General features: G+C 68.9%; 15 protein-coding genes. 9 read left to right on the forward strand and 6 right to left on the reverse strand.

Annotated features, from left to right (window positions below; translation table 11 throughout):
- Positions 1–28 precede the first annotated feature (28 nt).
- Positions 29–1030 carry a low specificity L-threonine aldolase gene (locus AB5J62_RS37745; protein ID WP_370944827.1) on the forward strand — a complete coding sequence of 334 codons (1002 nt, stop codon included), beginning with the start codon at positions 29–31 and terminating at the stop codon, positions 1028–1030.
- Between the two features lies 1 nt (position 1031).
- Here AB5J62_RS37745 and AB5J62_RS37750 read toward each other — a convergent pair whose 3' ends face one another.
- Positions 1032–1733, reverse strand: a complete 702-nt coding sequence (locus tag AB5J62_RS37750) for a GntR family transcriptional regulator (protein WP_370944828.1) — start codon at positions 1731–1733, stop codon at positions 1032–1034.
- A 136-nt stretch (positions 1734–1869) separates the two neighbouring features.
- On the opposite strand from AB5J62_RS37750, the gene AB5J62_RS37755 reads away from it, so the two are divergent.
- Genes AB5J62_RS37755 through AB5J62_RS37775 form a run of 5 tightly spaced genes read left to right on the forward strand, consistent with a single transcriptional unit; the run spans position 1870 to position 6136 of the window.
- The gene (locus tag AB5J62_RS37755; RefSeq protein WP_370944829.1) at positions 1870–3117 is read left to right on the forward strand and encodes an MFS transporter; all 1248 of its coding nucleotides are present in this window, start codon (positions 1870–1872) and stop codon (positions 3115–3117) included.
- Between the two features lie 13 nt (positions 3118–3130).
- Positions 3131–3925: a putative hydro-lyase gene (locus AB5J62_RS37760; RefSeq protein WP_370944830.1), complete on the forward strand. Its 795-nt coding sequence runs from the start codon at positions 3131–3133 to the stop codon at positions 3923–3925.
- The gene (locus AB5J62_RS37765; protein WP_370944831.1) at positions 3926–4672 is read left to right on the forward strand and encodes a LamB/YcsF family protein; all 747 of its coding nucleotides are present in this window, start codon (positions 3926–3928) and stop codon (positions 4670–4672) included.
- The gene (locus tag AB5J62_RS37770; protein WP_370944832.1) at positions 4672–5280 is read left to right on the forward strand and encodes an allophanate hydrolase subunit 1; all 609 of its coding nucleotides are present in this window, start codon (positions 4672–4674) and stop codon (positions 5278–5280) included. The genes AB5J62_RS37765 and AB5J62_RS37770 overlap by 1 nt, the downstream gene beginning before the upstream one ends.
- Positions 5270–6136, forward strand: a complete 867-nt coding sequence (locus AB5J62_RS37775) for a biotin-dependent carboxyltransferase family protein (protein WP_370944833.1) — start codon at positions 5270–5272, stop codon at positions 6134–6136. The genes AB5J62_RS37770 and AB5J62_RS37775 overlap by 11 nt, the downstream gene beginning before the upstream one ends.
- Here the strand turns inward: AB5J62_RS37775 and AB5J62_RS37780 are convergent.
- A complete protein-coding gene (locus tag AB5J62_RS37780) occupies positions 6111–6749 on the reverse strand; it encodes an alpha-ketoglutarate-dependent dioxygenase AlkB (RefSeq protein ID WP_370944834.1) in 639 nt (212 codons plus the stop codon). The genes AB5J62_RS37775 and AB5J62_RS37780 overlap by 26 nt on opposite strands.
- Before the next feature lie 84 nt (positions 6750–6833).
- On the opposite strand from AB5J62_RS37780, the gene AB5J62_RS37785 reads away from it, so the two are divergent.
- Genes AB5J62_RS37785 through AB5J62_RS37795 form a run of 3 tightly spaced genes read left to right on the forward strand, consistent with a single transcriptional unit; the run spans position 6834 to position 9453 of the window.
- Positions 6834–7316 (forward strand): SigE family RNA polymerase sigma factor, encoded by a 483-nt coding sequence (locus AB5J62_RS37785; RefSeq protein WP_370944835.1) that lies wholly within the window; start codon positions 6834–6836, stop codon positions 7314–7316.
- Positions 7313–8479, forward strand: a complete 1167-nt coding sequence (locus tag AB5J62_RS37790; RefSeq protein ID WP_370944836.1) for a hypothetical protein — start codon at positions 7313–7315, stop codon at positions 8477–8479. Before AB5J62_RS37785 ends, AB5J62_RS37790 begins: the two co-directional genes overlap by 4 nt.
- 41 nt (positions 8480–8520) lie before the next feature.
- Positions 8521–9453 (forward strand): catalase family peroxidase, encoded by a 933-nt coding sequence (locus AB5J62_RS37795; protein WP_370944837.1) that lies wholly within the window; start codon positions 8521–8523, stop codon positions 9451–9453.
- Positions 9454–9683: 230 nt separating this feature from the next.
- Here the strand turns inward: AB5J62_RS37795 and AB5J62_RS37800 are convergent, their stop codons facing one another.
- From AB5J62_RS37800 to AB5J62_RS37815, 4 genes are all read right to left on the reverse strand, one after another.
- Positions 9684–10751, reverse strand: a complete 1068-nt coding sequence (locus AB5J62_RS37800) for a zinc-binding dehydrogenase (protein WP_370944838.1) — start codon at positions 10749–10751, stop codon at positions 9684–9686.
- A 34-nt stretch (positions 10752–10785) separates the two neighbouring features.
- Complete coding sequence (locus AB5J62_RS37805; protein WP_370944839.1) at positions 10786–11106, reverse strand: transcriptional regulator; 321 nt, start codon at positions 11104–11106, stop codon at positions 10786–10788.
- A gap of 79 nt (positions 11107–11185) precedes the next feature.
- Entirely contained in the window at positions 11186–11980 is a 795-nt protein-coding gene (locus AB5J62_RS37810) for an LLM class flavin-dependent oxidoreductase (protein WP_370944840.1), read from the reverse strand.
- 67 nt (positions 11981–12047) lie between these two features.
- Positions 12048–12725, reverse strand: a complete 678-nt coding sequence (locus AB5J62_RS37815; RefSeq protein ID WP_091287966.1) for a metal-dependent transcriptional regulator — start codon at positions 12723–12725, stop codon at positions 12048–12050.
- Positions 12726–12727 lie beyond the last annotated feature (2 nt).

Below are 12727 nucleotides of genomic sequence, written 5' to 3' on the forward strand. Positions count from 1 at the left end.
CCGGCCACCGGCGCCTGACCAGTCGCGAGTGGCTGGCGCAGCTCGCCGAGGCGCCCGGCGCGGACAACGCGCCCGACCTGTACAACGAGGGCCCCGCGCTGCAGCAGCTCGAAACCGATGTGGCGCGGCTGCTCGCAAGCCGAAAGGTCGCTTTGTCGTCAAAGGCGTGATGGCTCAGCAGGCTCTGCTGCGTGTGTGGGCCGAACGATCCAATCGCCGGACCGTCGCGCTCCACGCGCTCAGCCACATCGAACGCGACGAGGACGACGGCTACCGGCGGCTGCACGGACTGGACGGTGTCACGCTCGGCGGTCCCGGCCCGTTCACCGTCGACGATCTGCGCAAGGTCGGCCAGCCGCTCGGTGTCGTCACCGTCGAACTGCCGGTCAGCATGGGCGGGCATCAGCTGCCGAGCTGGGACGAGCTGACCGCGATCTCGCGCTGGTGCCGTGAGAACCGCGTCCCGCTGCATTTCGACGGTGCCCGCCTGTGGGAGAGCGCGCCGTACTACGGCAAGTCGCTGGCCGAGGTCGCCGCGCTCGCCGATTCGGTGTACGTGTCGTTCTACAAGACGATCGGCGGGCTCGCCGGCTGTGTGATCGCGGGCGACGAGGACATCATCGACGAAACCGTGCCGTGGACGTCCCGGCATGGCGGCAACGTCTTCACGGTGTTCCCGTACGTGCTCGCCGCACGCGAGGGCTTGCGCACCCGGCTGCCGAAGGTCGAGGGTTACCGGACGCGCGCCCGCGGCCTGGCCGCCGCGATCGCCCAGGTGCCCGGCGTTTCGGTCACCCCGAATCCGCCGCACACCAACGCGTTCCGGGTCTTCCTGCCCGGCACGCCCGAACAGCTCACCGAAGCGCACCGCGCGCTCGTCGACGCCGAATCGGTCTGGCTGTTCAACGCCTTCGAAGCCACGGGGATCCCGGGGTTGAGTCAGACCGGGGTGACTGTCGGCGACGCGACCGAGGAACTCACCGACGACGAGGTCGCCAGGCTGATCGGAGCGCTCGTCGAGAAGCTCTGACTCACGGCTCCAATTTCGAGTAGGCCTCGACGAGCTGGTTTTCGGCGCTGCTGAGGTAAAGCGAGAGCAGGCTCGCCGCCACCAGGCCCTCGCCCTTGCCGATGACTTCGAGTAGCTCGCGGTTGCGCGGCAGGTAGCGCTCGTGGAACCGGCGCGGATCGTCCATCTGCTGGAAGACCAGGCGCAACTCTGCCGAAAGCACGGTCATCAGCTCGTTGACCCGCTCGCTGTGCGCGAGCGACGCGATCGCGCCGTGGAAGTGGATGTTCGCCGTGCCGAGGTCGCGCCAGCGGCCTTCGCGAGCGGCCAGGTCACCGTCGGCGACCGCCTTCGCCAGCGCTTCGTACTCCGCGGGGCGCTTGGTGAGCGCCTGCACCGCCGAGCATTCGATGAGCTTGCGCACCCGGTAGATGTCGCGGACGTCCTCGACCGTCGGCTTGCGCACCGAGACGCCCCGGTTGAGCTCGTGGGTGAGCAGCCGCTGATGGGTGAGCAGGCGGAACGCCTCGCGCAGCGTGTTGCGGGAGACGCCGAGCGCGGTGCCGATGTCGAGTTCGGACAGGCGCTCGCCCGGCTTGAAGAAGCCTTCCGCGATGCGCGTGCCGAGGATGTCCGCGACGCGCTGCGCCGTGCTCGTGCGGCCCAGCAGGGCTCTGTCTGCCGCAAGTCCGTCTGCCGCTGGCCCGTCGTCGGCGGTGATCACCTTGTCATCTTACTCAACATGAGGCCCTGTCACCATGAGGATCAGTCATCAATAGGACAAGAGTCTTGTGGAATTGTTCAACAATCATCTACGGTGTGAGCCATGCCACGATGAGGTCCTTCGAAGCGAGGTGCTGATGAACGCGATAGCCGCCACAGACGAAGACACCCGGCCGTTCGCCTGGTACCGCACGCTCAGCCCACGCGGCCGCCGCGCGTTCGCGGGCGCGTTCGGCGGATACGGGCTGGACTCCTACGACTACTGGGTACTGCCGTTCAGCATCGGTGCGATCATCGCCTACTTCGGCATCTCGACCGGGACCGGTGGCCTGCTCGGCACCGTCACGCTGGTGGTCTCCGCCATCGGCGGCGCTGGCGCCGGCATCCTCGCCGACCGCATCGGCCGCGTCCGCACCCTCCAGCTGACCGTCGCGACGTACACACTCTTCACCGTGGCCTGCGGGTTCGCGCCCAACTTCGAAACACTGCTCGTGCTGCGTGGCCTGCAGGGTCTCGGCTTCGGCGGCGAATGGGCGGCGGGCGCGATCCTGATCGCCGAATACGCCAAGCCGAAGTTCCGCGGCCGGACGGTCGCGTTCGTGCAGAGCTCGTGGGCGGTCGGCTGGGGCCTGCTGGTGTTCGTGCAGACGATCGCGTTCACGGCGGCGCCGGACGACATCGCCTGGCGCATCCTGTTCTGGACCGGCGTCATCCCCGCGCTGCTCGTACTCTGGGTCCGCCGCAACGTCCAGGACGCCGACGAAGCCACCGAACGACGCGAACGGTCCGCTTCGAAAGGCTCCTTCACCGCGATCTTCAAGGGCGATCTGCTCCGCACCACGCTGTTCGCGGCATTGCTGTCCACCGGTGTCCAGGGCGGCTACTACACGCTCGCGACCTGGCTGCCGACCTACCTGAAGAAGACCCGCGAGCTGACGGTCATCAACAGCACCGGCTACTACGCGGTGCTCATCGCGGGCGCGTTCATCGGTTACGTGTGCGGCGGTTATCTGACGGACCTGTTGGGCCGCAAGAAGAACATCTGGATCTTCGCGGTGCTTTCGGCCGTACTGATCTTCGCGTACACGCAGGTCCCACACGGCGCGAACGGTCTGATCCTGGTGCTGAGCTTCCCGCTCGGCTTCTCGATGTCGGCGATCTTCGCCGGGTTCGGCTCGTTCCTCGCGGAGCTGTACCCGACCGAGGTGCGCGGCACCGGGCAGGGCTTCACCTACAACTTCGGCCGCGCGATCGGCGCGATCTTCCCGACCGTGGTGGGTTTCTACGGGGTCGGCGGCGCGCTCGTGCTCGGCGCGGTCGGCTACGGCATCGCCGCGCTCGCGTTGTTCGGCCTGCCGGAGACCCGCGGTCGCGTGCTCGCCTAGGAAGGGGCTGGAGATGACCACGATGCAGGACCCGTCGACGCTCACCCCGGCCGCAGCCCGCGCGTTGTTCCGCTCCGGCCGCACCAGGCCGACCGCGGGCTGGGCCACCGGTTTCACCCAGACGAACCTGATCGCCGTGCCCGAGGACTGGGCCTACGACATGCTGCTGTTCTGCCAGCGCAACCCGAAGCCGTGCCCGGTGCTCGACGTCAGCGAGCCGGGCGATCCGACGACCGTGCTCGCACCCGATGCCGATCTCCGCTCCGACCTGCCGCTGTACCGGGTGTGGGAGAACGGGCAGCTCGCGGGCGAGGTGTCGGACGTCAGCGGGCTGTGGCGGACGGACCTGGTCGCGTTCTCGATCGGCTGCAGTTTCACCTTCGAGACCGCGCTGGCCGAAGCGGGCATCCCGCTGCGGCACGTCGACCAGGGCCGCAACGTCGCGATGTACGTGACGGACGTCGAGTGCAGGCCCGCGGGCAGGCTGCACGGGCCGATGGTGGTGTCGATGCGCCAGATCCCGGCGGACCGCGTCGACGACGCGACGCGGATCAGCGCCGCGATGCCCGCGGTGCACGGCGCGCCCGTGCACGTTGGTGATCCGGCCAAGCTGGGTATCCATGACCTCGGGAAGCCGGACTTCGGCGACCCGGTCGACGCGGAACCCGGTGACGTGCCGATGTTCTGGGCCTGCGGGGTGACGCCCCAGGCCGCGCTGATGGCGTCGCGGCCGCCGTTCGCGATCACGCACGCGCCGGGGCACATGTTCGTTTCCGACCGGCGTGACTCGGACTATCGGGTGGTGTGAATGGACCTCAACAGTGATCTAGGCGAAGGCTTCGGGGCCTGGAAGATGGGCGACGACGAAGCGATGCTCGACATCGTCTCCAGCGCCAACATCGCCTGCGGCTTCCACGCCGGCGACCCGAGCGTGATGCGCCGGGTCTGCGAGCAGGCGGCCGAGCGCGGCGTGACCATCGGCGCGCACGTCGGGTACCGCGACCTCGCCGGGTTCGGCAGGCGCGCGCTCGACATCGCGCCGGACGATCTCACCAACGAGGTGATGTACCAGATCGGCGCGCTCGACACGTTCGCGATCGCGGCGGGCGCAGGCGTGAAGTACGTGAAACCGCACGGCGCGCTGTACAACACGGCCACCGTGGACAGCGCGCAGGCGGCGGCCGTGCTCGACGGGATCCGGCGGTACGGCACCGATCTGGCGGTGCTGTGCCTGCCCGGCTCCGAGCTGGAACGGCTCGCGCCGGAGTTCGGGCTGACCGCGGTCGCCGAGGCGTTCGCGGATCGCGCGTACACGCAGGCGGGAACGCTGGTGTCCCGCAAGGAGCCCGGCGCGGTGCTGCACGATCCCGACCTCGTCGCGAAACGCGCGGTGACCATGGCGACCACTGGCGAGGTCGAGACGACCGAAGGCGTGCTCAAGCTCGAACCCGCGTCGTTGTGCGTGCACGGCGACACCCCCGGCGCGGTCGAACTGGCCCGCCGGATCCGCGAAGGACTCGTGGCCGCCGGTATCCCGATCGGATCGTTCGCCTGATGCGCATCCTGCGTTATGGGGCACGGGCGGCGCTGGTCGACTTCGACCGGATCGAAGAGGTGCTCGGCCTGCAGGCGGCCATCGACGGCGAGCCACCAGCCGGTCTCGTCGAAACGGTGCCCGCGGCCCGCACGATCCTGCTGCGCTACGACCCGGACCGCACGAGTTTCGAGCGGCTCTGCGACACGGTCCGGCAGTACTCGTTCACCGAGGCAGACCGGTCGGGCGGTCACGAGGTCGCCGTGCCCGTGACCTACGACGGCGAAGATCTCGCTCACGTGGCGGAGGAAACCGGGTTCAGTGTGCGCGAGGTGATCGCGCGGCACACCGGCGGCGTGTACACGGTCGCCTTTTGCGGATTCGCGCCCGGTTTCGGCTATCTGACCGGGCTGGATCCGGCGCTGCGGCTACCTCGCCGCCGAACACCGCGCACCCGTGTGCCCGCCGGTTCGGTCGCCATCGCGGACGAATACACCGCGATCTACCCCAATGCGTCACCCGGCGGCTGGCAACTGCTCGGGCACACGACGCTTTCGGTCTGGGACGTCGACCGCGATCCGCCGCAACTGCTCGCGCCCGGCACCAAGGTCCGGTTCCATGAAGTTTGAGGTTCTCGCGCCGGGCCCGCAGACCACCGTCCAGGACTTGGGCCGTCCCGGTCTGGCGGCGCTGGGCGTCGGCCGCGCGGGCGCGGCGGACCGGGCGTCGCTGAAGCTGGCCAACCGGTTGGTCGGCAATCCCGAGTCGTACGCGGCGCTCGAGGTGACCTTCGGCGGCCTTCGCGTGCGCTTCTCGGAAGACGCCTGGGTGGCCGTCACGGGAGCCACGTGCGTAGTTCGCGGTGGCCGCTCGCCGGGACTGGGCGTGCCAATCCTTGTGAGAGCAGGAGAGGACTTCTCGCTCGAAGCGCCCTCTCAAGGCTTACGAAACTACGTGGCCGTGCGAGGTGGCATCGAGGTCACGCCGGTATTGGGGTCCCGTTCGACGGACACGCTCGCCAAACTCGGTCCGCCCGCGCTGACCGCGGGCATGACGGTTCCGCTCGGTCGCGCGCCGCTGACGTTTCCGGCCGCGGATTTGGCTCCACAGCGTGCTTTCCCGGATGAATTGGTACTGCGTGTGACGCCAGGTCCGCGCTGGGACTGGTTCGTGCCGGACACTTTGGCCCAGTTGGCCTCGGCACCGTTCCAAGTGACTTCCGACGTGAGCCGCGTCGGCGTCCGTCTGGCGGGCCCCACGCTGATTCGCGCCAACGACGCCGAACTGCCACCGGAAGCCGCCGTCCCCGGCGCACTGCAGGTGCCGCCGGCGGGTGATCCGATCCTGTTCCTCGCCGATCACCCGGTCACCGGCGGCTATCCCGTGGTCGCCGTGGTGGACGAAGCCGACGTGGACCTCGCCGCGCAGGCGAGGCCGGGTCAGAACGTGCGTTTCGTGCTCAGAAACCGGAAACCCGGAGCGTGATGTTCAGCCGTCCGCTCAAGTCGAGATCGGGATCTCCCCGGTCCGGCAACGTCTTCGTGACACCGTGAAACGCGAGCCGCGACGGCCCGCCGAACACGAACAGGTCCCCTGAGCGCAGCTCGACGTCGGTCCACGGCCGCCCCCGGTTCTCCGTGTTCCCGAACCGGAACACGCACGCGTCGCCCAGGCTCAGCGACACGACCGGTTCCAGGCTCGCTTCGTCCTTGTCCTGGTGCAGCCCCATTTTCGCGGCACTGTCGTAGTGATTGATCAACGCGATGTCCGGCCGGTAGTCAGCAGCCGTCCCGTACGCGTCGGACACCGCGCGCTGCCCCAGCTCGGCCAGCCACTCCGGGAACGGCGTGACCGGTCCGCCGTCCACGTCGTCGATCGTCTTCGAGTACTTGTACGGGTACCAATGCCAGCCAAGGCAGACCGTTCGCACCGACATCACGCCGCCGTTGGGCAGCCGCGCGGCCCGGAACCCGGCGCGCGGTGTCGCCCATTCCCGGCAGGCGACGACCAGCCGTCGGCGCAGGTCAGGGTCCAGCCAGTCGGGAACGTGCACCGCGCCGGGCGCGACCTCGGCGCGGGGTCGCGGGATGAGGTCCATGCCGTCGAAATTACCCTGCGGGAGCGCTCAACCTTTCCGGCGGCCGCGCGGTCTAGGGAAGGTCTGGGTACGAAGGGGGCAGCTGTGCGGCAGGTCGATGAGCGGTTCGAGGCGTTCGTGCTCAGGCACTACGACGAGCTGTTCCGCTACGCGATGATCCTGTGCGGCGACCGCGCCGACGCCGAGGATCTGGTGCACGACGCGTTGCTGAAACTGGTCCGCCACCTGCGCCGTCTCGACATCGAATACGAGCGCGCTTACGCACGCAAAGCCGTTTTCAATCTCTTCCTCAGCGGCAGGCGGCGCAAGCTCAAGGAGTTCCTCAGCGACAAGCAGCACACGGTCGAGCCGGACATGGCGCCGAACGTGGCGCTGCGCGACGAGATGCTCGCGTTGCTGCTCACCCTGCCCAAGCGCGAACGCGCCGTGATCACCGCCCGCTTCTACCTCGACCTGTCCGAAGCGAACACCGCCGCGCTGCTCGGCTGCAGCACCGGGACGGTGAAGTCATCGACCAGCCGGGGGCTGGCCAAACTCCGCAAACTGCACACCGAGGTGACCATATGACCGACTTTTCCGGCGAGGTCCGAGCCCAGCTCGCCGCCGCCACCCTGCCCGAACCTGACGACGACCAGGCCGCCCGCGCGGTCCGCGGTGTCCTCCGCGCCCGCGACAAGCGACGTCAGCGGCTGACCGTCGCCAGTGTCGCCGCCGTCGTGCTGGTCGCGGGTGGCCTGACCGCGATCACGCAAACCAGCGCTCCGCCTGGGCCGGACAAATCACCCCCGGCCGCCGGCGTGCGGACGGAGTCGGCGTCCTGGCCGCGGCGTGGCCCGCTGATCAGCGACACCGCGCTGATCGAGCGCTCGATCGAAGCCTGGCGCCAAGCGTTCTCCCAGGATCGCGCGGCGAACCCGGCGGTCCTTTTCGCCGGGTTCGCCGGTGACAGTGCCACGGGGTTACGAGCGGACATCGTCGTGCTGCGCGGCACCGACGAGAACGGCCGCACGGTCGTCGCCTTCGCCACGACGAATCTGACCGACAAGGTCCCCGACCGCTCGCTCATGCGGATCCGCGCGCGCCAGGTGTTCGACAAGCCGCTGGAGATGATCCCGGTGACCGGCTTCGTGACCACGAAGCTGTTCGCCGACGAGCACTTCAGCACGAGTTTCGCCTTCGCGCTGACCGCCGCGGGCATCGGCGATGGCCGGATCGTGTCTTCCGTCGACGACGGCACTCCCACACCGGTGGTGGACGGCGCGTTCTCCACGACGATGAACCGGGGTTCGGGCAGGTGGAACACCGCGGTGCTACTCGGCCAGCGCGGCACCTTCGCGCTCGCCTCGGGTGTCACCGACGTCGACGCGCGCGACATCAAGGTGGCCAAGACCGACAAGCTGACGGTCGACGGCCAAGCGGCGATCGGCGACTTGATCGTGACGACGCGAGGTGTGGTCGGCATCGTGGGGGCGGGCGGCGTGATCGACACGAGTCTCGATCGGCTCAACGACCTGCACGCCGTCGACGGCACCTTCGAGGGGACGCAATTCGACCCCGAACCGGGCAAGCATCCGACGGACGGCACCTCGCTCATCCTCGACCATTTCGGCGCCGAAGCGATCAAGATCAGTGTCGGCACCATCCACCAGGACGCCGCGGGCACCTGGCAGGTCACCCGCAGCCAACCGGTACTTGACGGAGTCGACGGGGCGATGGTGATCAAGCCGTGAACTTTTGTCACGACCTGAAAGAAGTCTGCTAGTTTGCGCCCATGGCCTCCGAACTGGCGAAATCACAGCTTTCAGTCACCATTGTGGACAACATCGAGCACCTCAAGGGCACGCACGCCGGCTACCGGCGCGCCCACGCGCGCGGGGTCTGTTACGACGCCACGTTCACCCCGTCCGGCGAGGCAGGGCCGCTCACCACGGCGGCCCACCTTCAGGGCGAGCCGGTCAGCGCGACCGTCCGGTTCTCGCACACCGACACCAACCCGCACGTGCCGGACGGCGAGCGGGCCGTGCGCGGGTTCGCGACGAAGTTCCACTTGGCCGACGGCACCAACACCGACCTGATCATGGTGAACCTCGACCGGTTCGTCGCGTCGACCCCGGAGTCCTTCCTGGAGCTCCTGCACGCCGCGGAGCCGGATCCCGCGACCGGGGCGCCGAATTTGGACAACGTCAAGGCGCATGTGGGCGCCCACCCGGAGGCGGGCCCCGGTCTCGCGGCCGCGGCCGTCGTCGGCATCCCGGTCAGCTACGCCGCCACGACCTACTGGGCCATTCACGCGTTCTTCTGGCGGAACGCCGACGGTGTCGCGCGCCCGGTCAAGTACCGCTGGGAGCCGGACCTCGACGCCGCGAACGCCGAGGACACCACGAACTGGTCGGCCGAGCACCTCGCAGAGGAACTGGCCGAGCGGCTCAAGTCAGGACCGGTCGGCTTCACGTTGAAGGTCCAGCTCGGCGAAGACGGCGACAACACCGACGATTCCACGCAGGTTTGGCCCGCGGAGCGGACCGAAATCGTCGCGGGACATCTGTCGATCACCGGCGAGGCGGCCGATCAGGAGCATTGGCAGAACCAGGTCTTCGACCCGACTCTGCTCACACCGGGCATCGAGGCGTCCGACGATCCGGTGCTCGCCGCGCGCAGCACGATTTACGCGGTCTCGTACGACCGGCGCGTGCACAAGCGCTAACGCACCGCGGGGATCCGGCCGGGCTAGCGGCTTTCGACCTTCAGCCTGACCTCGGCCGGGTCACGGGGGCTCTCGATGACCCGATGACCACGGAAAGTGACGCCCGCCTGTCGAATCGTCAGAAGAATTCGATTCAGCAGCTCACTCGCGGAATTCTTGGTCACCACCTGCGGGACATTAGCATTTCCCGCCCGAGAAACACAGTTTCCCGCTTGTTGGAAAATGTTTCCTCACCGGGCGTTGATCGGAAATTCCACCACCGTCACGCCAGCGTGCGCGGGAATTCGATCATTCATCGCGACGAGCGCGGCGGGCACGTCGTCAAGCCCGATGCGTTTGCCGATCATCCTGCCGAGATCGATTCCGGAATCGGCGACCACGCGCAGCATCTCCGGATATTCGTGCGCCTGCAGGCCATGTGTGCCGATGATCCGCAATTCGCCACCGATCACCCGGTGCATCGGGATCGGCGCGACGCCCTGCGCCGGAGGCATCAGCCCGACCTGCACGTGCGTGCCGCGTTTGCGCAGGCTGCCCACGCTCGCCGCGCATGTCGACGGCGAGCCGACGCAGTCGAGTGAGACGTGCGCGCCGCCGCCGGTGATCGTGCGAACGGTCTCGGCGACCGCGTCCGGCCCGTCGAATTCGCCCGCGTCGACGGCCGCGACCGCCCCGAGACTCATCGCGAGCGCGCGGGCCTCGGCGGACAGGTCGACGGCGACCACTCGCGCACCCGCGGCGACCGCGAGCAGCACCGACGAGATCCCGGCGCCGCCGCAGCCGTAGACCGCCACCCACTGCCCGGCCTGCAGCGCGCCGTGGCGCAGCACCGCGCGGAACGCGGTGCCGAACCGGCAGCCGAGCGCGGCCGCCTCGGCCGAGCTGAGCGACTCGGGCAGCGCGACCAGGTTGACCTCGGCGAAGTCGATCGCGACGCGTTCGGCGAACGAGCCCCAGTGCGTGGCGCCCGGCTGGAACTCGCGGTCGCAGATCTGCTGGTTGCCGCTCGCGCACTGCGCGCACGCCCCGCACGCGCACACGAACGGCACGGTCACCCGGTCGCCGATCCGCCAGTCACGCACGCCTTCGCCGAGCTCGACGATCCGGCCGGCGAGCTCGTGGCCCGCGACGTGCGGCAGCACGACGGCGGCGTCGTGACCGAGCCAGGAGTGCCAGTCGCTGCGGCACACCCCGGTCGCCTCGACCTCGATGACCACCCCGCCGGGCGCGGCGACCGGCTCGGGCACGTCCCGCACCTCAGGCAGCACACCGAACTCTTCGAAGACGACTGCCCGCACCGCACGCTCCCCTGTCTCAGGCCGTTATCCGGGCCTATCCTGCCTTGGTGCGCGGGAGCGACAGGAGATGGGTGAGCGACCCTGGCGGAACCTCCAAGACCGCTTCCAGGTGTTCGAGCACGAGCAGTGATTCCGCCCGCTCCGGACGGCACCGGCCCGACTGCCAGTGACTGAGCGTGGCGAGACTGATGGACACGCCGCGTCCCCGCAGCCGGTACCTGATGCGGTCCAGCCCGAGCCCCCTGGCGCGGATCGCGGCGCGCAGCGCCGCTTCGAACGGACCGGATTCGAGCAGTCGCTCGACATCCCGTCCGATGGCCCCCCGGTCGATGGTGTGCGTTCGCTGACCGGTCATGTTCGCTCCCAAAAGAACAAGCTGGGCCATGCAGCGTAGGCCGGTCTCCGCTTGATCGCCAGGGTCTTGCGACCCGTGATCAGTGCCCTTTCAGCCGCTCCACAATGGGCGCGAACTGTTGCAGGTAGCCGGAATTGATGGTGATGTAGGAAATCCCCCACTGGGCACGCCACCGGCGAAGCGTGTCCGCGGCATGATCGGGATCTTCCGGGAGCACCGTGACCGCACCGGATTCGGCGAGCTCTTGAACATCGATACCGTACTGCTTCAGCCATGGCGCGGGTTTCCCGGCGACCGCGGTGAGATTCATCGCCAGCTCGATGTCACGGTCCCGGTCGAAACCGTCCACAATAGACTTCGCGTCGGACTCGGTGGTCTGCGGACGCCACGCGAAACTGAGCGTGTCCGCCGCACGCGCGGCGAGCGCGAGCATCTTCGGGCGGCTGCCCGCGAGCAGCAGCCGCGGACCCGGCGCGTGCTCCCTGAGGTGATCGATCGTCTCACTCAGCCGCGCCAACCTCTTTGCGGGAGAAGGGAATTCCCCGCCCAGCGCCACGGAACGCTCGCCGGCTCCAGGGTGCCCGACACCGAGCCCGAGCTCGAACCGGCCGCCCGTGAGGTCGTGCAGGCTCTTGACCTGCCACGCCAGCTGCCGCCGATCCCGGTACGGATCGGCGAGCACGAAGGTCCCGAGCGTGAGCGTGCTGGTCACCGCGGCGGCGGCCGAGAGCAGGGTCAGCGGATCGGCGTCGACGACCGGATCGGTCGCCAGGAAGGTGTCGAATCCGAGGTCTTCGGCCTGCCGGGCGAGCCCGGTCCAGGTGGGGAGGTCGCGTGCCGTCCCGGCGACGATCCCGAAGCGGAAAGGTTTCATGAGTCCATGCTCGTCAGCACGGCGCGTAACCACATCCGCCCGGCTACGACACTCGCGCGTACGCCCGCTAGCGCAACGCCACGCTGAGCGCCTGCGCGATCTCCTTGCCGATGGCGTGCGTGGCCGCGTCCGGCGGCGAACCCACCTTGACGACCATCGGGCCCCCGAACGGCTGCCGCTCGACGACCTCGATCCGCTCGCCCAGCCCGATCGCGTGCTCGGTCAGGTACCGCAGCAGCTCGGGATCGGTGTCCCAGACCCGCACGATCTCCCCGACCGCGCCCGGCGGCAGGTCGTCGAGTATCCGCATCGGCAGCTCTTCGACGCTCCCGTCCTCATCCGGGATCGGGTCCCCGTGCGGGTCACGCACGGGATTGCCCAGCTTCGCCGCGATCCGCTTGACCAGCCGATCCGAGACCGCGTGCTCCAGCGCGTCGGCCTCGGCGTGCACCTCGTCCCAGGTATAGCCCAGCTCGGAGACGAGATAGGTCTCGATCAGCCGGTGCCTGCGCAGCACGGACCTGGCCAGCTGGCGGCCCTCCCCGGTGAGCTCGATGCCCCGGTACGGGACGTGCGCGACCAGCCCCAGCTGCGAAAGCTTGGTGACCATGCCGGAGGCGGACGACGGGCTGACCTCGAGCCTGCCCGCCAGCGTGGTGTTGGTGACGTCTTCACCGCGCTCGGCCAGTCCGTAGATCACCCGGACGTAGTCCTCGATGGACGACGACCTCCGGCTCACACTCATGG

This window comes from Amycolatopsis sp. cg5, from assembly GCF_041346955.1.
In the GTDB taxonomy this organism is placed as follows: Bacteria; Actinomycetota; Actinomycetes; order Mycobacteriales; family Pseudonocardiaceae; genus Amycolatopsis.